The following is a 19,016-nucleotide window of genomic DNA, read 5'->3' as shown; positions in this document are numbered from 1 at the left end:
ATCACATGAGATGGGCCGGCAGCCACAGTGCAATGGCGGGGAACACCATCAGCACGATGATCGCGAGCATGTAGACGAACATGAAGGGCAGCACGCCGGCAAAGACGTCGGTGATGGGCCCGGGCTGCCGCCGCATGCCCTGCAGCACATAGAGCACGGTGCCGTCGGGCGGGCTGATCATGGCGATCTCGACCAGCATGGTGATCACCACGCCGAACCAGATCGGGTCGTAGCCAAGCGCCGTGACCACCGGGAACAGCAGCGGAATGGTGGTGATCACCATCGACATGCCTTCCATGAAGGTGCCCAGCGCCAGGTAGAAGCCGATGATCACCAGCATGATCACCCAGCCCGGGAAAGGCAGCCCGGTCAGGAACTTCGCCAGCATCTGCGGGATGCCCAGCGACGACAGGATGTAGTTCAGGAAGTACGCGCCGAACAGGATCAGCGCGATCATCGAGGTGGTGCGCGCGGTGGCCCGCATCGACTCGGCCAGCATCTTCCACTTGAGCTTGCGGTCCACCAGCGCCAGCAGCAGGCTGCCCGCCACGCCCAGCGCGGCCGACTCGGTGGGCGTGGCCCAGCCGGCGTAGATGGTGCCCAGCACCAGCGCGATGAGCAGCGCCGTGGGCACCAGGTCCGACAGGCTCGCGATGCGGTGCTTCCAGCCGATGGCCTTCGAGGCCTCGTCGCCGTGCAGCTTCAGCCGGTAGCTGTAGTACAGGATGACCGCGGTGAACAGCAGCACCACCAGGACGCTCGGCCCCACCGCCGCCAGGTACAGCGCGCCCACCGAGGTCTCGGTGATCAGCCCGTAGATGATGAAGGTGATGCCCGGCGGGATCAGGTTGCCCAGCGCGCCGCCGGCGGCGAGCGAACCCAGCACCAGCTTCGGCGGGTAGTGGCTCTTCTCGAAGTACGGCAGTGCCACCGAGCCCATGGTCGCGGCGGTGGCCACGCTGGAGCCGGCCACGGCCGAGAACACGCCGCACGAGATGATGTTGGTGTGCAGCAGCCCGCCAGGCAGCCGGCCCATCCAGATGTTGAGCGCACGGTACAGCCGCTCGGAGAGGCCGGCGCGCAGCATCACCTCCCCCATCAGCAGGAAGAGCGGCACCGAAACCAGCACGAAGTTGGTCGAGGGGCTCCAGATCATCTCGCCGATGAAGTTCCAGAACGGCCGGTCCGACAGGCCGAAGCCCGCCAGCAGCGAAAGCACGGCCAGCGCTGCGCCCACGTAGATGCCGCCGGCGAAGAAGCCGACGAAGGCCACCAGCACTGCGGCCAGCGCCCACCAGGGCACGCTGGCCGATGCGGCCGCGGCCGCATGCCCCTGCACCCCGAAGAGCGATGCACCGGCAATCAGGATGCCGATGGCGACGATGAAGACAATGGCGATCATCGGGAGACTCCTGCGGCCGCTGCGCGCACGGCGGGTTGCTGCATGCCTTGCTGCGCTTCGGCCACGGCCTCCAGCGTCTCGGCGGCCTCGTCGACGTAGGTGCGTGCCATCAACATGCGGTCCATGCCGTCGGCGTCGCCGGTGGCAAGCTGGCGCAGGGCGCGCGCGGCCAGCGCGACCACGGCCAGCAGCAGCAGGCCCAGGCCCGCGGCCCACAGGCCCTGCGGCAGGGCCAGCGGCGTGTGCAGTGCCGACAGGTCGGTGGCGCCGAAGTCCCACGAATCCCTGGCCAGCGAGAAAGCACCCCAGGCGAAGAAGCCCGAAGCGGCCATGAGCGCGATGAGCGACGCCAGGTGCAGCCAGACGCGCAGCTTCAGCGGCATCTTCTGCACCAGCACGTCGATGCGCACATGGCCGCGCTCGAACAGCGTGCCCGCCAGGCCCCAGCTCATGCCGATGGCCATCAGGTAGCCGGTGACTTCGGTCGTTGCCTCGGTCGAGAAGCCCAGCAGGCGCCGGGCCGCGATGTCGAAGCAGATCAGCAGAGTGATCACGAGGTAGCACCAGCCGGCGATGGTCATCGCCTTGGCGCTCACCCATTCAAGCATCTTGAACATACGAATTTCTCCAGTGGACACACGCCTCCAGCCTCATGAGCGCTTGCATCGCATTGCCAGGAACACCGCGGAACCGGCTTTGCCGGGCCGCTGGTGTTGCCTCCTGCAAGGGGGTTGGCGCAGCGACACAAAGTGCGCAAAGACTGGGGGTTAGCCTTATTTCGCGGCGTACTTGATGCCGGTGATCGGCGCGATCACGTCGGTGTAGACCGCCGCGCAGCGCTCGCCGCAGCGCTTGATCCAGCCGGGCAGCACGTCATCCGCCAGGTGCTTGCGCAGCGACGCGCCAACGCTGGCTTCGGGCCTGGCTTCAACCATCGGCTTCTTCATCAGCGTGTGCAGCTTGCAGTCGGCGGTGCGGCCGACGTTGCAGGCGATGCCATCGTTGGTGGCTTCGACACCCAGCTTCCACTGCGCTTCCTGCACCTCGCCCAGCGTCTTCTCGAACTGGGTGCGGATCGCCGGGTCGAGCTTGTTCCACCACGCCAGGTTCACGAAGTAGCCCGAGGTCGACCACGACAGCGGCAGCGTGTAGAGGTGCGTCGTGACCTCGGGCCACTTCACGCCGTTGCCCGAACCGGCGCCGGTGATGCCGCAGTCGACCGTGCCGCGTTCCAGCGCGGTGTAGACCTCGCCGAAAGCCAGCGACACCGGCTGGCCGCCGAGCGACTTGATCAGGTCCGAGGCCGACGGACCGTTGGTGCGCACCTTCAGGCCCTTGAGATCGGCCAGGCTCGCCACGGGCTTGCGGCAGAACAGCATCTGGCCCGAGAACGGATAGGTCGCGACCAGCTTGATGCCCAGGCGCTCCAGCTCCTTGTTGGCCACCGGCACCATCGCATCGGCCACCTTGCGGGCCTGGGCGATGTCGGCGTTCATGCCCGCGAGGTCGACGCCGTCGAGCATCGGCACGTCGCCCGACACGGTGGTCAGCGGCGCGGCAGCGATGTCGACCTGGCCCGAGCGCACCAGGCGCAGGACTTCGGGGCCGTTCACGTTGCGTTCGGGCCAGGACGAGAGCGTGAGCTCCACACGCCCGCCGGTCGCCTTCGCGATGCCGTCGCGCAGCAGCGGCTGGTCGACCTTGGTGTACTGCGGCAGGTTGGGCGCCACCTGGGTGATGGCCTGCACGGCGAGCTTCGGGCCGGCCGGCACCTGGGCGGCGGCGGGTCCGGCCAGCAGCGCGGCGGCCACGGCGACGGATGCGAGGGAACACAGCGAAGGCTTCATCGGAAAACTCCTGGAACAAGAAAACGGGCGGGACGGGGAACGGGGGGTCATTCGTAGTACTGGATCTCGAACAGCACGCAGCCGGTGCGCGACACGAAGGGGCCGTGCACCGCGCCTGGCGGACGGCAGGCGAAGGTGTAGGGACCGAAGGCTTCGCCGCCCTCGCCTTCCGCGTCGCAGCCGACCACCAGCTCGCCTTCGACGATGAAGACCTCTTCGTGGAAGTCGTGCACCACGGGCCGGTCGATCAGCGCACCGGCCGACCAGCGGGCCAGGCGGGTGCGCGAGCCGCTGCGCGCGGCGGTGTCGAGGTTGTCGGCCAGCAGCAGTTCCTCGATGCGTCCCGTGGTGCAAGGCACCGTCGACCATTCGGTCGATTCCGCATCGGGGCGGATCGCGAAGAACTCGCGATGTCTTTTTCCGGTCATGAGTTTGTGCATGGCGCGCAGTGTTGTCGCGCGCCCCTGCAGGGTCAAACGGGAAATTCTTTGGGCGGGCGATAGGATTTCGTGATGCACAGCCCTGGCGCATCGGGCCGCCCCAGCCTCGGGCGCGGCGTGGGCCGGATCAGGGCGCGAGCACGTCGTCGCGGCAGCCGGCGATGAACTGGTCGCACGATACCTGCGCCATGCCGACCAGCGCCTCGGCCAGTGGCGACGCCGGCTCCAGCCGCATGCTGGCCACCAGCGGCAGCGCAATGGGCAGCGGGTCCACGTCCAGCACCACCAGCTTGCCGTGCAGCAGGTCCTGCTGGATCACGGCCAGCGGCAACAGCGCCGTGCCGAAGCCCGTGCGCGCCAGGTCGATCATCGCGCCCAGCGACGAGAAGTAGCTCACGCGCAGGTTGGCGCAGCCGCTCGCGTTCTGGGCGATGTTGCGGTAGACGCCGGACTCGCGGTGGAAGGAGATGATGGGCTGCGTGGCGATGTCGGCAAAGGACAGCAGCTTGCGCGACGGGAACTTGAGCGCCAGCGAGGGGCTCGTGACCCAGCGCATCGCGAGGTTGGCGATGCGCCGGTTGTCGATGAAGCCCGGCGTGATCTCTTCCGACAGGATGGCGCAGTCGAGGGTGCCGCGCAGCAGGTCGTCGCGCAGCCTGGGCGTGATGTCGGAGATCAGCTCCAGCGTGGCGTTGGGGTATTTCTCGGCAAAGCGCGAGAACAGGTCGGGCAGCCAGGTGTGGGCCACCGTCTCGATCACGCCGATGCGCAGCATGCCCGAGAAGGCGTCGGCCTGGCCCATGGCGGCAACCATGCGCGCCTGCATCTCGATCATGCGTTCGGCATAGGGCATGAGCTCGGTGCCCTGGTAGGTGAGCATCACGCCGCGGTGCTCGCGGTCGAACAGGCGCACGCCGAACTGCTCTTCGAGCGTGGCGATGCGGCTGGAGATGCCGGCCTGCGTGGTGTGCATCTTCTCGGCAGCCGCCTTGAAGCTGCCCAGCTTGGCGACCCAGACGAAGGCTTCGAGAAAACGCACGTTCATCGCCCGAGTTTACGGGGAGCCGGGCGCGGCGTGCTCAGCCTCCAGGCGTTCCGGGCACGCCCGCCGCCACCTTGTCCAGCGCAGGACCGGCATCCGCGCGCAGCGCCGACGCCGACCGGTCGTGCTGGATCAGCAGCACCGCCACCATGCCGATGACGGCCGGAATGGCAATGGCAATGAAGTTCTGGTGCAGCGGCAGGTTCATGCCGACCAGCACGCCGATCAGGATCGGTGCCAGGATCGCGCCGCTGCGGCCGACCCCCAATGCCCAGCCGAGGCCGGTGGCGCGCACGGCCATCGGGTAGTACTGGCCGGTGTAGGCGTTGGCCACGATCTGCGTGCCGATCGTCGACGCGCCGGCCAGCCCGATCAGGATGAACAGCACCGGTGTCGGCATCCTGTAGCCCAGCAGCGTGAGGGAAACCGCTGCCAGCGCATACATCCCCGCGAGCACGTATTTGATGTGGAAGCGGTCGGCGAGCCAGCCGCCTGCGATGGCGCCGACCATCGCACCTGCGTTCAGCACCAGGACGAAGGTCAAGGCCGAACCCAGGCTGTAGCCCGCGCTGGCCATGAGCTTGGTCAGCCATGAGCTCAGCGCGAAGACCATGAACAGGCACATGAAGAACGCGATCCAGAACATCACGGTGCTGAAGCCGCGGCCGTCGTGGAAGAGGTGCTTGATCGGTGCGCTGTCGGCCCGGTCCTTGGCCGGTACGACGAAGCGGTCGGTCGCCTGCGGCGTGTAGCTCGGGTCGAGCCGGGAGGCGATCTTCTTCAGCTCTTCGGTGCGGCCCCGGGCCAGCAGGAACGGCATCGATTCCGGAACCGACTTGAGGATGAACGGAATCAGAAGGACCGGCAGGCCGGCGGCGAAGAATACCGATTGCCAGCCATAGCTTTCGATGAATCCCTTGCCAAGGAGCGCCGCGATCATTCCTCCGACGGCATAGCCACTGAACATCAGCGTGACAAGGGTGGCGCGGATCTTCTTCGGCGAATACTCGGTCATCTGCGCCACGACGTTCGGCATCACGCCGCCGATGCCGAGCCCGGCGAGAAAGCGCATGGCGCTGAATGCAACGGGATCCTCCGCCAGTCCGGCCAGAGCAGTGAAGATGCTGAAGAGGCCGACGCAGACGGCGATCGCCCAGCGGCGGCCGATCCGGTCGGCGATGGTCCCCATGAAGATGGCGCCGAACATCATGCCGAAGAGTGCCGAGCTGACCATGAAGCCGGCATTGGTGGCGTCGACGCCCATCTTCTTCATGATCGACGGCAGTGCGATGCCCACCACCGACAGGTCGTAGCCGTCGAACACGATGATCAGCGCGCACCAGAACAGCACCAGGCCGTGGAAGCGGTTGAAGCGGGCGTCGTCGGCCAGCTTGTGAAGATCGATGTGGCGCATGGCTCTTGTCTCCTTCGAATGGCAAAGATCGCGGCCAGGCATGGCTGGCGGTGGCTGCGATCATGGGCGTGCCGGTTTCGAGGGTCCAACGCATTTTCCGGATGTCCCGTATGCAGCCTGTGAATGTTGGGGCGGGTCTACCCATGGGTTGCGGCCGCCTTGCCGCCGCATGCGGTCTGCGAATGCGCGCTATCACCGTTTTTTGTTGGACCGCGCCTGCCGCCACCCATAGATTGGCCCATCCGCCCGCACACAGGAGATAGGCATGCAAGGAAAGATCGGTCTCGAAGAACATTTCGCAATTCCAGAGACGCTGCAGGATTCGGCGGGCTTCGTGCCCGGCGTCTATTGGAAGGAGCTCAGCATCCGCCTGCTCGACATCCACGACGGCCGGCTGCGCCAGATGGACGAGCACGGCATGGAGATGATGATCCTCTCGCTGAACGCGCCCGCGGTCCAGGCGGTGGCCGATCCGGCAAAAGCGTACGAACTCGCGGTGCGCGCGAACGACTTCCTCGCAGAGCAGGTGGCGAAGCGGCCCGACCGCTTCCAGGCGTTTGCCGCCCTGCCGATGCAGGACCCCGAGAAGGCCACGCAGGAACTCGAGCGCTGCATGAACGTGCTCGGCTTCCGCGGCGCACTGGTCAATGGCTTCTCGCAAGTCGGCACGCCCGACAACGTCGCCTACTACGACGCGCCGCAGTACGCGCCCTTCTGGGCCGCGGCGGAGCGGCTCGATGCGCCGTTCTACCTGCATCCGCGCAACCCCATCGCGAGCTGGGCGCAGATCTATGAAGGCCACCCCTGGCTGCTCGGCCCCACCTGGGCCTTTGCGCAGGAAACAGCCGTGCATGCGCTGCGGCTCATGGCGAGCGGGCTCTTCGACCGCCATCCAGGCCTCAAGATCATCCTCGGTCACCTGGGCGAAGGCCTCCCCTACAACATGTGGCGCGTCGATCACCGCAACGCCTGGGTCAAGGCGCCCAAGGGCTATCCGGCCCAGCGCAAGCTCTGCGAGTACTTCCAGGAAAACTTCTATCTGACGACCTCCGGCAACTTCCGCACCCAGACGCTGATCGATGCGATGCTGGAGATCGGATCGGACCGCATCCTGTTCTCGACCGACTGGCCGTTCGAGAACATCGACCATGCCTCGAACTGGTTCAACGACACGAGCATCAGCGAGGCCGACCGCAAGAAGATCGGCCGGACGAACGCGCTGTCGCTGTTCAAGCTCGCCTGATCCCGGGGCGCTCATCGACAAGGCACAGGCACCCATGATCGACATCGACGAATGGACCATCACCAGCGCAGCCCTGAAGGCGCAAGCCGCAACGCCCAGCCCGCGCCTGAAGGCCGTGATGGACAGCCTGGTGCGGCATCTTCACGACTTCGCGCGCGAGGTGCAGCTCACCGAGGCCGAGTGGGCCAGCGGCATCGACTTTCTCACGCGGGTCGGAAAGATCACGGATGACAAGCGGCAGGAGTTCATCCTGCTGTCCGACGTGCTGGGGCTTTCGACGCTGGTCACCGCGCAGTGCAACCGGCGCCCGACGGGATGCACCGAGGCGACGGTGTTCGGGCCCTTCTACGTGCCCGATGCGCCGGCGTACCGCAATGGCGAGGACATTTCCAACGGGGCAAGCGGCGAACCCTGCTTCGTCGGTGGCACCATCCGCGGCATCGGCGGCGAGCCGATCGGGCATGCGAGCATCGACGTGTGGCAGTCCGACGACGAAGGCTGGTACGACGTGCAGCGGCCAGAGCTGGACCACGCGCAGGGCCGGGGCCATCTGAAGAGCCTCGAGGACGGGCGCTACCACTTCAGATCCATCGTGGCCGTGCCCTACGCCATTCCCCACGATGGTCCGGTGGGCCGGATGCTGGAGCAGCTTGGCCGCCACCCGTGGCGCCCTGCGCACCTGCACTTCATGATCAAGGCGCCGGGCTACGAGACGCTCATCACCCACGTGTTCCGCTCGGAAGGCAGCTACCTGGGCTCGGACGCCGTGTTCGGCGTGCGCTCCTCCCTCATCGCCGACTGGAAGCGCCACGCGCCCGGCGTCGCACCCGACGGAACGCATATGAAAGTGCCGTTCTATACGCTCGACTACGACTTCGTACTGAACACCGCACCGAAGGACTAGGGGCATGGATCGCTTCGTCTACACCGCAAGCCCTTCGCGCATCGTCTTCGGTGCGGACAGCATCGACCAGCTGCCGGCGGAGATCGAACGCCTGGGCGCCACGCGCGCCCTCGTCCTGTGCACGCCCAACCAGCGCGGGCAGGCGCAAGCCATTGCCGACCGGCTGCCGGGCCGCATCGCGGGGATCTTCGACGAAGCAGCCATGCACGTGCCGATCGAGACCGCGCGCAAGGCCCGCGCACTGGCCTCCGAGCTGAAGGCGGATTGCGCGCTCGCGGTTGGCGGTGGCTCCACCATCGGGCTCGGCAAGGCGATTGCGCTGGAGTCCGGCCTGCCGATCATCGCGGTGCCGACGACCTACGCGGGAAGCGAAGCGACGCCCATCTACGGCATCACGGAAGCGGGCCTGAAGAAGACCGGACGCGACGCGCGCGTGCTTCCGCGTGTCGTCATCTACGACCCCGGGCTCACGCTGTCGCTGCCCTTGGAGCTGACGGTCACGAGCGCGATCAATGCGATGGCGCATGCGGCCGAGGGCCTGTATGCGCACGACGGCAACCCGGTGATCTCGTTGATGGCCGAAGAGGGAATCCGCGCCTGCGCGGCGTCGCTGCAGCCGCTGCGGGAGAACCCGCGCGACCTGCCCGCACGCAGCCAGGCCCTCTACGGCGCCTGGCTGTGCGGCACCGTGCTCGGTGCCGTGTCGATGGGCCTGCACCACAAGCTGTGCCACACGCTGGGCGGCACCTTCGACCTGCCGCATGCGCAGGTGCACACCGTGGTTCTTCCGCATGCGCTTGCGTACAACGCGGGCGCGGCGCCGCAGGCCCTGGCGCGCATCGCAAGAGCCCTGGGCGTTGCGGATGCGGCCATGGGGTTCTTCGAACTGGCAAGAACGCACGGCGCCGCCGTGTCGCTGAAGGCGATCGGCATGCCGGCTGACGGGCTCGAGCAGGCGGCCGGCCTGGCCGTCTCGAATCAGTACCCGAATCCGCGGCCGCTCGAGAAGGCGGCGCTGCGCGCGCTGCTCGACCGCGCATGGGAAGGTTCGCCGCCCGGGCTGTGATCAGGTGGCCCGCGCCTGCGCCGCGGGCTCCCGGACCGACCGCTCATGGAAGAGCCCGAAGATCAGCTCGCGCAGCCAGCGGTTGCCGCTGTCCTGGTGAAAGCGCTCGTGCCACTGCTGGCGGATCTCGAAGGGCCTGACTTCGAACGGCGCTTCGACGCTGTGCAGGTCCGCGCGTGACGCCACCATGGCCTTGGCGAGGCGTGCCGGCGCGGTCAGCAGCAGCCCCGACGTGGCGACGATCGAGGTCAGGCCCAGCGAGTGGGCGGCCGTGAGAACGACCCGCCGCCGATCGAGCGCGCCAGCTCTCTCCAGGGTTTGCTGAAGCTGGGAGTCGGTGGTGCCCTGGGGTCGATAGGCGATGTGCTCGGCCGCAAGATAGTCGTCGAGCGCGATGCGCTCGCGCGTGCCCAGCGGCGACGCCTTGGACATCAGCACGACGAAGGTTTCGTCGAACAGCCGCTGCTGGTAGAACGATGGCCCCATCGCTTCCCAGCTGCCCAGGGCCACGTCGATCTGCCCATGGAGCATGCGCTGCCGGGCCTCGGCCACCGAGACATCCACGGTTTCGAACCGAACGCCCGGCGCGATGCCGCGCGCGACCGAGAGCAGTTCCGGCACCATGACCAGTTGCCCGATGTCGTTGACGGCGATCCGGAACGTGCGGCTCGAGGTCTCCGGCTCGAAGGTACGGCCCTGGTCGACCGCCTGCACCAGGCAGGCGATGCCTTCCTCGATGGGCGCGATGAGCCGCTCGGCGACGGGCGTGGGCACCATCCCGTCGGCCGAGCGCACGAACAGCGCGTCGTTGAAGCGTTCGCGCATGCGCTTGAGGGCATTGCTCACCGCGGACTGCGTCATGCCGAGGCGGTCGCCTGCGAGCGTGACGCTGCGCGTGGCGTAGATGGCCTGGAACACCAGGAAGAGATTCAGGTCGATGGAGTTGATGTTCATGGCGCCGCCTCCTTCACCGAACGGTCATTCGTTGTCCAGCACCGCCAGGTTGTCATAGACCATCCGAAGCATGTCCCGCAGCGACTCGGCTTGCGCAGCGGTCAGCCCGGACAACGACACCCGCTCGTACACCTGCGCCAGCGGAATGATCCGCAAGGTGAGATCGCGGCCCGCCGCGGTCAGGCTCAGCGCGAGCGCGCGCGCATCCTCGTCCGACCGGTCGCGCACCAGCACGCCGCGCTGCAGCAGGCCGTCGACCACCCGCGAGAGCGTGGAAGCGTCCGTCGACGTGTGCAGCGCCAGGTCGGAAAGCCGCTGGTGCGCCTTGTGGTGCAGCGCCACGCAGACCCGCCACTCGGTCAAAGAGAGCTTGAACTGCTTGAGCTCCTTGCTGAACGACTGCCCCATGCGCATGCCTGCGCGGGCAAGCAGATACGGAATGGCCCGCTCCAGATCGTGATCTGTCGATTTGTCTGCAGTTGCATTCAATTTGGATGGTACCTCGGTGCGAGCCTTGCGCGGCTGCGGGGCCTTTGCTGCGGTTTGTTTTCTGGTGGCCATGCCGAATGCTACAGGCGAATGCCGGCATCGATATAGCGTAAACCCCAAGCATTTATTATTTGCATTTGCAAGTTTCATGCGATTCAATCGAGGCCTTGTCCCGTCGAATTCCCCACCATCATCCGGAGACCGCCATGACTGAAGCCGCGAACCCTTTTGCTCAACTAGACCGCGTGGACCTTCCCGCTCCGGGCCGAAAGTCGCCCGTGAAGGACGCGCCTCCGATCGAAAAAATAGCTGCATCTGCAAGCAATATGGTGCCGATGCTGCGCGAGCGGGCGCAGCAAACCGAACAGGACCGCCGCGTTTCCGACGCCACCACCCAGGCGTTCCACGACGCGGGTTTCTTCAGGCTGATGCAGCCCGCACGCTACGGCGGCTACGAGTACGGGTTCACGGCATTCATCGACGTGGTCAGCGAACTGGCACGGGGCTGCACCTCGTCGTCCTGGGGCTGCTCGCTCGGCGCCATCCACCAGTGGCTGGTCGCGATCTTTCCGGAACAGGCGCAGGACGACGTCTGGCGCAAGGACCCGCGCGCGATCGTCTGCGGCTCGTATGCGCCGGCGACCGTGGCCGAGAAGGTCGACGGCGGCTATCTGGTGCAAGGCAAATGGCTCTTCGCATCGAACGTGGACAACTCCCAGTGGGCCTTGCTGGGCGTGCAGTTTCCGCCCGAGGAAAAGGGCGCCCCGCCGACGGCCGGCTTCCTGCTCGCGCCGCGGTCGGATTGGGCGATCGAGGACAACTGGCACGTGGCCGGCCAGGCAGGCACGGGATCGAAGGCGATCGTCATCGACAAGCCGGTGTTCATTCCGGGGCACCGCAAGCTGACGTTCGCGGAGGCTTCGTCCAACAATCCCCCCGGCGCCAAGGTCAATGCCAATCCGATCTATCGCATTCCCTTCCTGTCGGCGGTACCGGTCTGCCTCGTGTCGCCGATCGTCGGCACGGCGCAAGGCGCGGTCGACGAGCTGATCGCACTGGCCGGCACGCGCGTCACCCGGGGGGCGGTGGCCGGCGGCGGCAGCCGGCTCAGCGAATTCTTTCCCGTGCAGTCGCGCCTGGCCGAAGCGTCGGCGAGCGTCGATGCGGCGCGCCTCCTGCTCTACCGCGACACCGCGCAGGTGGAGCAGATGGCCGTGGATGGCCATGCCATCAGCGTCGAACAGCGCATCCGCAACCGGCGCGACCATGCCTTTGCCGCGCGGCTCTCGCGCGATGCCGTCGAGGCGGTGTTCGCGAGCGTCGGAGGCGCGGGCCTGTCGCTGAACCAGCCGATCCAGCGCATGTGGCGCGACACGAATGCGATCTCGCGCCACATCAGCCTCAACTGGGATGCGGTCTCTTCGATGGTGGGCCAGTACCTGCTCGGCCTGGAGCCGAAGGGCCAGTACTGATCGAGGCACCGGCCATGTACTCCTGGGCTCTCATCACGGGCGACGCGGCCGAGACGGTCGATGCACGCCAGCTGCGGCAGGCGCTCGGCGCCTTTCCGACGGGGGTGTGCCTCGTGACCACCACCACGCCGGACGGCAAGCGCGAAGGCATGACGATCAACTCCTTCGCTTCGGTGTCGCTCGACCCACCGCTGATCCTGTGGAGCATCCGCGACGACACGCGCAGCGCCGATGCATTTTTGGCAACGCGGCCGTTCAATCTCAGCGTGCTGACCGCCGATCAGCGCGACCTGGCCTGGCATTTCGCCAAGCCCGCGGCCGACAAGTTCGAGCGCTTCGCCGGAGCCTTCGAGCTGGCACCCAACGGCTGCGCGAGGCTGGTCGACAGCGTCGCGACCTTCGAATGCTCGACCTACTCGCGCCACCAGGAAGGCGATCACACCATCATCCTCGGCCGCGTGGAACGCTTCTCGCGGACCGATGCGCCGCCCCTGCTCTTTCATTCGGGGCAGATGGGCTCGCTGTGGGAGCTTGCCGAAACCCTGGCGCGGCCGCAGGGCGGCGGCGATTGATTGTGCCGGTGCGCTCGACTAGGCCAGGCTCAAGGTCCTGAGCATCTGCTCGTACATCGCGTCCACCGCGGGCGAGCGCAGCGACACCTTGCTGCGCAGCGCCGCCACGTCCATCGATTTCAGTTTCGGCAGATCGAAGCCGGCAGGCAGGTTCTGCAAGATCTGCAGGTGAGCTGGAACGCTGCAGCGCGTGAACACGGCCACGGCCAGGCCGCTCTCCACGGCCGCGAGCTGCCCGGCGAGGCTGGAGCTGTGATAGACGATGCGGTAGGCGCGCCGCCTGGCCACCAGGCTCGAGAGCGCCGCGATTCGGGCCATGCTGCCCGCTTCGTAGACCGCAATCGGCAGCGGATTGCGGCGCCAGGCTTCATGCTGCGCCGTGCCCACCCACACCAGGGGTTCCTGGAACAGGAGCTGTCCGCGTTGCGGCTTGTCCCGGGAAACCAGCGCCAGGTCCAGCTCGCCCCGCGCGATCTTGGGGATGAGGGAGGTCGACTGCTCGCAGGTCAGCTCGATCTCCACGCCCTTGTAGCGGCCGGCAAAGCTGCGCAGCACCGGCGTCAGGTAGGTGGAGGCATAGTCGTCCGGCACGCCGAGCCGCACGCGGCCGGCGAGCTCCGGTCCGAACATGGCGTTCTGCGTTTCCGACTGCAGTTCGAGCATGCGGCGCGCATAGACCAGCAGCTGCGCGCCCGCCGGCGTCACTTCCAGGTGCCGCGGGCCGCGCAGCAGCACGGCCTGGCCGAGCGCGTTTTCCAGCTTCTTGATCTGCATGCTCACCGCGGACTGGGAGCGGTGGAGCAGGGGCGCCGCGGCAGACAGCGAGCCGGCGTCCACCACCGCCACCAAGGCGCGCAGCCAGTCGATCTGGAAATCGGGATATTTCATCGTCGCTCTCTCATTCGATGTTCGAATGATAGGCGTTCGAACTATGCGCTTTACGCCGTTGCCGCATGGGCAGACGATCGCCCTCATGCAAAAGAAGGCAGTTCAGGTGCACCCCGTGGTTGCGGCGGCGCAGCCATCCGACCGGGAGAGCACGGGGCAATGGCTGCTGATTGCCGGCGGCATGCTGCTCGGCACGATCGGCGTCTTCGTGGAAGAGGCGAACCAGCATCCGCTGGTCACGGTCCTGTTTCGCTGCGCCTTCGGTGCATTGGCACTGCTCGCATGGGGCTTGGCCACCGGCCGAACGAGCGAACTGCGGCTGCGCGGCAAGAACGGGTGGATCGCCTGCGCGACGGGCTGCCTGATGGTCCTGAACTGGGCGCTGTTCTTCGCGGCCATCCCGCGCATCTCGATTGCGGTGGCCACCATTGTTTTTCACATCCAGCCGGTGTGGATCATTCTCTTCGGCGCACTGGTCCTGCGTGAAGCCGTGTCGCCGCGCCAGTGGGCTGCCACCCTGGCCGCGCTGTGCGGGCTGGCGTTGACGACAGGGCTTTTCGGGGACATGGCATCGATGGCCTCATGGAGCAGCGGCTATGCGCTGGGTCTGCTCATGTGCCTGGGCGGTTCGCTGTGCTATGCCGCGGTGACCGTCCTCGCCAATACGGAAAAAACCATCACGTCCTATGCCCTGGCCTGGTGGCAGTGCGTGACCGGGCTCGTCGTTCTGGCGTGGGTGCCTTTTGTATTCGGCTGGCCGGATTCGGCGCCGGCCTGGGCGTGGCTCGCGGGGCTGGGCGTGCTGCACACCGGTCTGGCCTATGCCCTTCTCTTCGCGGGCATGGTCCGGCTTCCACTCGGCAGGATCGCGGTGCTGCAGTTCGTGTACCCGCTCACCGCGGTGCTGGTGGACTGGGGTGTGTACGGGCGCAGCTTGGATGCCGTCCAGCTTGCGGGCGTCGCCCTGATGGCCGCAGCGCTGTGGACGATCAAGCAGCCGAAGCGGGAGGCGGCGGGCGCTGGCTGATGGGCCCTGGCGTTCATTCGCGTGCGCGCCCGCTGCATGGCGGCGCTTCATTGGCACGCCGGAGGTAGGCGATCAGGTCCGCGCGCTCCGCGGGGTCGGGCACGCCGTCGTAGGTCATGGCGGTGCCGGGCACCATGGCCAATGGCTTGGCCAGGAAGCGGTCGAGCGTCTTGTCGTTCCAGACGATCTTCGATTTCTTCAGGGCCTCCGAATAGGCGAAACCGGGCACGCTGCCGGCCAGCCGGCCGAACAGGCCGCAGTGCCTGGGCCCGACGCGGTCGACCGCGAGCGCATGGCAGGCCAGGCAGCGCGCGTAGACCTGCTCGCCGCGCACGGCGTCAGGCGAGGCCCACGCGTGCGCGGCCGCGGCCAGCGCGGCGGCCGCCGCAAGGAGCCACCGGCCTGAGCTCATGACATGAAGGCCGAAGGCACGGGTGTTTCGCCGAGCGCCTGCCGCAGCACGGCCCAGTGCATGGCCTCGTCGCCCAGGATGCTCGCGGCGGCCTTCGAAAGATCGCGATTGCCGAACAGGGGAACGGCGCCCAGGTAGGCGCTCACGGCGCCCTGCTCGAGCCTGGCTGCGAAGCGCAGCACGTCGGCCTGCGATTTCAGCTGCTCCAGCGGAAAGCCGTAGCTGGCCTTGGGGGCCATGGCATGGCCGCCGAGCTTGGCCACCGTCTTGGAGAGCAGGTCCGCATGCTCCTTGTGGTGGCCCTGGAAGCTCAGGGCCAGGTCGAGCACGGGCTTCTCGAGCAGCTTGCTTTCGGCGCCGGCCTGGTAGGCCGCGATGGCCTCGAGTTCGGCGGCGAGTGCGGTGTTGAGGATCTGCACGTCGTTGCCGGTAGCGCCGCCGGCCTTGGCAGCCAGGGCATCGCGGCCGGCCAGCAGCGCGACCGCGGCACCGGACAGCACGAGCCCCGACTGGCCGAGGAACATGCGCCGCGCAGCGACGGGAGAAGTCATTTGAAAGAAGGACATGGTGGTTTTCCTCGTGGGTGGAAGCCTCAGGGGCGGGGTGATTCCCGCTCGTCGGCCAGGCTCGCCAGCACACGCGCCACGATGCGATTGCAGCGTGCGCCGTCGAATGAGAATGCGTCGCCCACGGCCACGTCGATGTCGCGGGACAGGCCTTCGCGCAAGAGGCTGCGCGCGCGGAAGAAGCGGGTGCGCACGGTGGCTTCGGGCAGCGCGAGGGCCGCCGCCGTTTCCTCGACGCTCATCTCCTCGACCGCCCGCAGCATGAAGACGGTGCGGTAGGCATCGGGCAGGCGATCGATGCGGCGCTCCATCAGCCGCCGAAGTTCTTCCCGCATGGCGTGGCGTTCCGGTTGTTTGTCGGGATCGTCGGCGGCCGCCGATTCGGGCTCGTTTTCATCGAGGCCGGGCGCGGCGGTACCGTCGAGCGGAATCACCTGTGCACCGCGGCGCCGCAGGCGCCCGAGGGCCTCATTGATCACGATGCGCACCAGCCAGGTCGAGAGCTGCGCATCGTCGCGGAAACTGCCGATGGCGCGCCAGGCACGCAGGTAGCTGTCCTGCAGCGCGTCTTCGGTTTCCTCGTCGCTCTTCAGGATGCTGCGCGCCGTGCGGAACAGCAGCTGGTTGTGGCGCCGCATGATGCACTCGAAGGCCGGCGCATCGCCTTGCGCGGCGCGCGCCGCAAGCTCGCGGTCGGAGCCCTGTGCGGGGCTCGCCAGTGCGGCCAGTGGAGAGGGGGCGGCGTGGGACATGTGTGCTTCTCTTTCCCATTGGATGAAGCAGCCCTGCGCCGCGTTTCAGTTATTTTTTCCCGATGGCGCGGCTGGACCGCCACCTGCCTTTTCTCGCCCGGCCGGCGCGTTCCCGGGTCATCGATCGCGCACGGACCTGTAGGCCGCATCGAGTTCGTCGGCATAGCAGACCGGCGACGACAGCATCACGCGTTCAGGAAAGCGCAGTGCCCGGCCCCGCAGCGAGGCCGCGGCATCCGATGCGAGCTGTTGCAGGCGGCTCCTGGCGCTGGCGATCGTCTCCAGCGGCGCCGCGCCTTCGGCCTGGCCTTCGCCCGCGCCCGCCTGCAGCGCCGCGGCACCCAGAACGGCGCCCTGCGCGCCCGCGGCCAGCGCGGCGGCGATGTCCGTTCCATCGGCGATGCCGCCCGCCGCGAGCACCGGAACCGATGCGAGCGCCAGCACATCCGCGAGGATGGCTGCAAGGGGTTGCGCGCCGCGCGCAGGGTCACCGGCCTCCCGGCCCTGCACGATCAGGATCTGTGCCCCGGCACCTTCTGCTTCGCACGTGGCGCTCACCGATGAGACGTGGCAGGCCACCACCACCCCGGCTTCGCGAAGCTGCCGCACGGCGGTCCTGGACGGTGCGCCGAGCAGCCCGGCCATCGGTACGCGCAGTTCGATGCAGGCAGCAATCTGTGCGCCGAGCAGCGCCGGCTCCGTGCCCGCCGGATTCATTTCGACGCCGAAGTGCCGGTCTGTGTGCGCCCGCACCGCCAGCACCTCCTCGCGGATACGCGCAGGCGGCGCTTCCGACATGTCGAGGAAGCCGAAGCCGCCGGCCTGCGTCACGGCCGCGACCAGTTCCGGCCCGGCCGCGCCGCCTGTGCCGGCCAGCACCAGGGGGAGGCTGCACTTGAGCAGCTCGCACACCGGCCGGTGCAGCACCGCCGCGGATTCGGGTGCCGAAGCCTGGCGGGAACTGGACATGGGCGGCTCCTGGCTTTCCGTTGGATCGCTGCGGGCTAACCCGCTTCCTCGACAAACGCCTCTTCGCGCTTCGATCTGATCGAGGGCAGGAGCACGATCAGCAGCAGCGCCACCGCCCCTGCCAGCAGCCCCGCGGAAATCGGCCGCGAGACGAACACGCTCCAGTCGCCGCGCGAGAGCAGCAGCGCGCGCCGCAGGTTCTCTTCCATCATCGGCCCCAGGATGAGGCCGAGCAGCAGCGGCGCCGGCTCGCATCCGAGCTTGATGAAGGTGTAGCCCACGACACCGAAGATCGCCACCAGCCAGATGTCGAACACGTTGTTGTTGGTCGAGTACACGCCGATCGCGCAGAACAGCACGATCGCGGGGAACAGCCACCGGTAGGGAATGGTCAGCAGCTTGATCCACAGGCCGATGAGCGGCAGGTTCAGGATCACCAGCATCAGGTTGCCGATCCACATCGAGGCGATCAGCCCCCAGAACAGTTCCGGGTTGCTGGTCATCACCTGCGGGCCCGGCTGGATGTTGTGGATCGTCATGGCGCCCACCATGAGGGCCATCACCGGGTTGGGCGGAATGCCCAGCGTCAGCATCGGGATGAAGGAGGTCTGCGCGCCCGCGTTGTTCGCGGCTTCCGGGCCGGCCACGCCGCGGATGTTGCCCTTGCCGAAGGGCACCTCGCCCGCCTTGAGCTTGATTTTCTTTTCGAGCGTGTAGGCCGCAAAGGCCGACAGCGTGGCACCACCGCCCGGCAGGATGCCCAGCGACGAGCCCAGCGCCGTGCCGCGCAGCACGGCCGGGAACATGCGCTTGAAGTCCTCCTTGGTGGGCATCAGGCCCGTGACGCTGGCCGTGAACACCTCGCGCTCGTCCTCGGGCCGGGCCAGGTTGGCAATGATCTCGCCGTAGCCGAAGACGCCCATCGCGATCGCGATGAAGCCCAGGCCGTCGGTCAGTTCCGGAATGTCGAAGCTGTAGCGCGCCACGCCGGAGTTCACGTCGGTGCCGACCAGGCCCAGCAGCAGGCCTACCATGATCATGCAGATGGCCTTGAGCAAGGAGCCCGAGGCCATCACCACTGCGCCGATCAGGCCCAGCACCATCAGCGAGAAATACTCGGCCGGGCCGAACTTGAAGGCGATCTCGGTCAACGGCGGCGCGAACGCGGCAAGGATCAGCGTGCCCACGCAGCCCGCGAAGAACGAGCCCAGGCCGGCGGCCGCGAGCGCCGGTCCGCCGCGCCCCCGCTTGGCCATCTGGTGGCCGTCGATCACCGTGACCACGGACGAGGATTCGCCCGGCAGGTTGACCAGGATGGCGGTGGTGGAGCCGCCATATTGCGAGCCGTAGTAGATGCCCGCGAGCATGATGAGTGCGGCCACGGGCGGCAGCGCATAGGTGGCCGGCAGCAGCATCGCGATGGTGGCCGTCGGGCCGATGCCCGGCAGCACGCCGATCAGCGTGCCCAGCAGGCAGCCGATGAACGCATAGACCAGGTTCTGCAGCGTCACCGCGGTGGAGAAGCCGAGCGACAGGTGGTTGATCAGATCCATCATG

General features: G+C 67.4%; 20 protein-coding genes. 6 read left to right on the top strand and 14 right to left on the bottom strand.

Features of this window, described 5'->3' with window-relative positions; translation table 11 throughout:
* Position 1: 1 nt before the first annotated feature.
* From ACAM54_RS26215 to ACAM54_RS26190, 6 genes are all read right to left on the bottom strand, one after another.
* A complete protein-coding gene (locus ACAM54_RS26215) occupies positions 2–1,402 on the bottom strand; it encodes a TRAP transporter large permease (RefSeq protein ID WP_192324277.1) in 1,401 nt (466 codons plus the stop codon).
* Positions 1,399–2,019 carry a TRAP transporter small permease subunit gene (locus ACAM54_RS26210; protein ID WP_192324279.1) on the bottom strand — a complete coding sequence of 207 codons (621 nt, stop codon included), beginning with the start codon at positions 2,017–2,019 and terminating at the stop codon, positions 1,399–1,401. Before ACAM54_RS26210 ends, ACAM54_RS26215 begins: the two co-directional genes overlap by 4 nt.
* Before the next feature lie 156 nt (positions 2,020–2,175).
* On the bottom strand, positions 2,176–3,249 hold the full coding sequence (locus ACAM54_RS26205; protein WP_209536333.1) for a TRAP transporter substrate-binding protein: 1,074 nt from the start codon (positions 3,247–3,249) through the stop codon (positions 2,176–2,178).
* Between the two features lie 47 nt (positions 3,250–3,296).
* Entirely contained in the window at positions 3,297–3,689 is a 393-nt protein-coding gene (locus tag ACAM54_RS26200) for a cupin (RefSeq protein WP_192324283.1), read from the bottom strand.
* Positions 3,690–3,816: 127 nt separating this feature from the next.
* Positions 3,817–4,734, bottom strand: a complete 918-nt coding sequence (locus ACAM54_RS26195; protein WP_145746822.1) for a LysR family transcriptional regulator — start codon at positions 4,732–4,734, stop codon at positions 3,817–3,819.
* 34 nt (positions 4,735–4,768) lie between these two features.
* The gene (locus ACAM54_RS26190; RefSeq protein WP_145746821.1) at positions 4,769–6,145 is read right to left on the bottom strand and encodes an MFS transporter; all 1,377 of its coding nucleotides are present in this window, start codon (positions 6,143–6,145) and stop codon (positions 4,769–4,771) included.
* Between the two features lie 265 nt (positions 6,146–6,410).
* On the opposite strand from ACAM54_RS26190, the gene ACAM54_RS26185 reads away from it, so the two are divergent.
* Genes ACAM54_RS26185 through ACAM54_RS26175 form a run of 3 tightly spaced genes read left to right on the top strand, consistent with a single transcriptional unit; the run spans position 6,411 to position 9,358 of the window.
* Entirely contained in the window at positions 6,411–7,388 is a 978-nt protein-coding gene (locus ACAM54_RS26185; RefSeq protein WP_369651807.1) for an amidohydrolase family protein, read from the top strand.
* A gap of 34 nt (positions 7,389–7,422) precedes the next feature.
* Positions 7,423–8,292: an intradiol ring-cleavage dioxygenase gene (locus ACAM54_RS26180; protein ID WP_209536336.1), complete on the top strand. Its 870-nt coding sequence runs from the start codon at positions 7,423–7,425 to the stop codon at positions 8,290–8,292.
* A gap of 4 nt (positions 8,293–8,296) precedes the next feature.
* Positions 8,297–9,358 (top strand): maleylacetate reductase, encoded by a 1,062-nt coding sequence (locus ACAM54_RS26175; RefSeq protein WP_192324291.1) that lies wholly within the window; start codon positions 8,297–8,299, stop codon positions 9,356–9,358.
* Here ACAM54_RS26175 and ACAM54_RS26170 read toward each other — a convergent pair whose 3' ends face one another.
* Both ACAM54_RS26170 and ACAM54_RS26165 read right to left on the bottom strand, forming a co-directional pair.
* Complete coding sequence (locus ACAM54_RS26170; protein ID WP_192324293.1) at positions 9,359–10,312, bottom strand: LysR family transcriptional regulator; 954 nt, start codon at positions 10,310–10,312, stop codon at positions 9,359–9,361. It abuts the gene before it with no gap.
* A gap of 24 nt (positions 10,313–10,336) precedes the next feature.
* A complete protein-coding gene (locus tag ACAM54_RS26165) occupies positions 10,337–10,873 on the bottom strand; it encodes a MarR family winged helix-turn-helix transcriptional regulator (RefSeq protein WP_192324295.1) in 537 nt (178 codons plus the stop codon).
* A gap of 134 nt (positions 10,874–11,007) precedes the next feature.
* Between ACAM54_RS26165 and ACAM54_RS26160 the strand changes: the two genes are divergently transcribed.
* On the top strand, positions 11,008–12,273 hold the full coding sequence (locus ACAM54_RS26160; RefSeq protein WP_369651808.1) for an acyl-CoA dehydrogenase family protein: 1,266 nt from the start codon (positions 11,008–11,010) through the stop codon (positions 12,271–12,273).
* Between the two features lie 14 nt (positions 12,274–12,287).
* Complete coding sequence (locus tag ACAM54_RS26155) at positions 12,288–12,845, top strand: flavin reductase family protein (protein ID WP_145746815.1); 558 nt, start codon at positions 12,288–12,290, stop codon at positions 12,843–12,845.
* 18 nt (positions 12,846–12,863) lie between these two features.
* Here ACAM54_RS26155 and ACAM54_RS26150 read toward each other — a convergent pair whose 3' ends face one another.
* Entirely contained in the window at positions 12,864–13,733 is an 870-nt protein-coding gene (locus ACAM54_RS26150; RefSeq protein WP_369651809.1) for a LysR family transcriptional regulator, read from the bottom strand.
* 85 nt (positions 13,734–13,818) lie between these two features.
* On the opposite strand from ACAM54_RS26150, the gene ACAM54_RS26145 reads away from it, so the two are divergent.
* Positions 13,819–14,760, top strand: coding sequence for a DMT family transporter (locus ACAM54_RS26145; RefSeq protein ID WP_369651810.1), 942 nt, complete (start codon positions 13,819–13,821; stop codon positions 14,758–14,760).
* Between the two features lie 13 nt (positions 14,761–14,773).
* Here ACAM54_RS26145 and ACAM54_RS26140 read toward each other — a convergent pair whose 3' ends face one another.
* The 5 genes from ACAM54_RS26140 to ACAM54_RS26120 form a co-directional block, all read right to left on the bottom strand.
* Entirely contained in the window at positions 14,774–15,172 is a 399-nt protein-coding gene (locus ACAM54_RS26140) for a cytochrome c family protein (protein ID WP_192324302.1), read from the bottom strand.
* Complete coding sequence (locus tag ACAM54_RS26135; protein WP_192324304.1) at positions 15,169–15,738, bottom strand: ferritin-like domain-containing protein; 570 nt, start codon at positions 15,736–15,738, stop codon at positions 15,169–15,171. Before ACAM54_RS26135 ends, ACAM54_RS26140 begins: the two co-directional genes overlap by 4 nt.
* Positions 15,739–15,764: 26 nt before the next feature.
* Positions 15,765–16,490, bottom strand: a complete 726-nt coding sequence (locus ACAM54_RS26130; protein ID WP_369651811.1) for an RNA polymerase sigma factor — start codon at positions 16,488–16,490, stop codon at positions 15,765–15,767.
* Positions 16,491–16,607: 117 nt separating this feature from the next.
* Positions 16,608–17,459: a nitronate monooxygenase gene (locus ACAM54_RS26125; RefSeq protein ID WP_192324306.1), complete on the bottom strand. Its 852-nt coding sequence runs from the start codon at positions 17,457–17,459 to the stop codon at positions 16,608–16,610.
* Positions 17,460–17,494: 35 nt separating this feature from the next.
* Positions 17,495–19,012 (bottom strand): tripartite tricarboxylate transporter permease, encoded by a 1,518-nt coding sequence (locus ACAM54_RS26120; protein ID WP_026283938.1) that lies wholly within the window; start codon positions 19,010–19,012, stop codon positions 17,495–17,497.
* Positions 19,013–19,016: the final 4 nt, after the last annotated feature.

It is taken from the genome of Variovorax sp. V93 (assembly GCF_041154485.1).
Taxonomy (GTDB): domain Bacteria; phylum Pseudomonadota; class Gammaproteobacteria; order Burkholderiales; family Burkholderiaceae_C; genus Variovorax; species Variovorax beijingensis_A.
The sequence above is the reverse complement of the archived record's forward strand: the minus strand, read 5'-3'. Positions and strand labels throughout refer to the sequence as shown.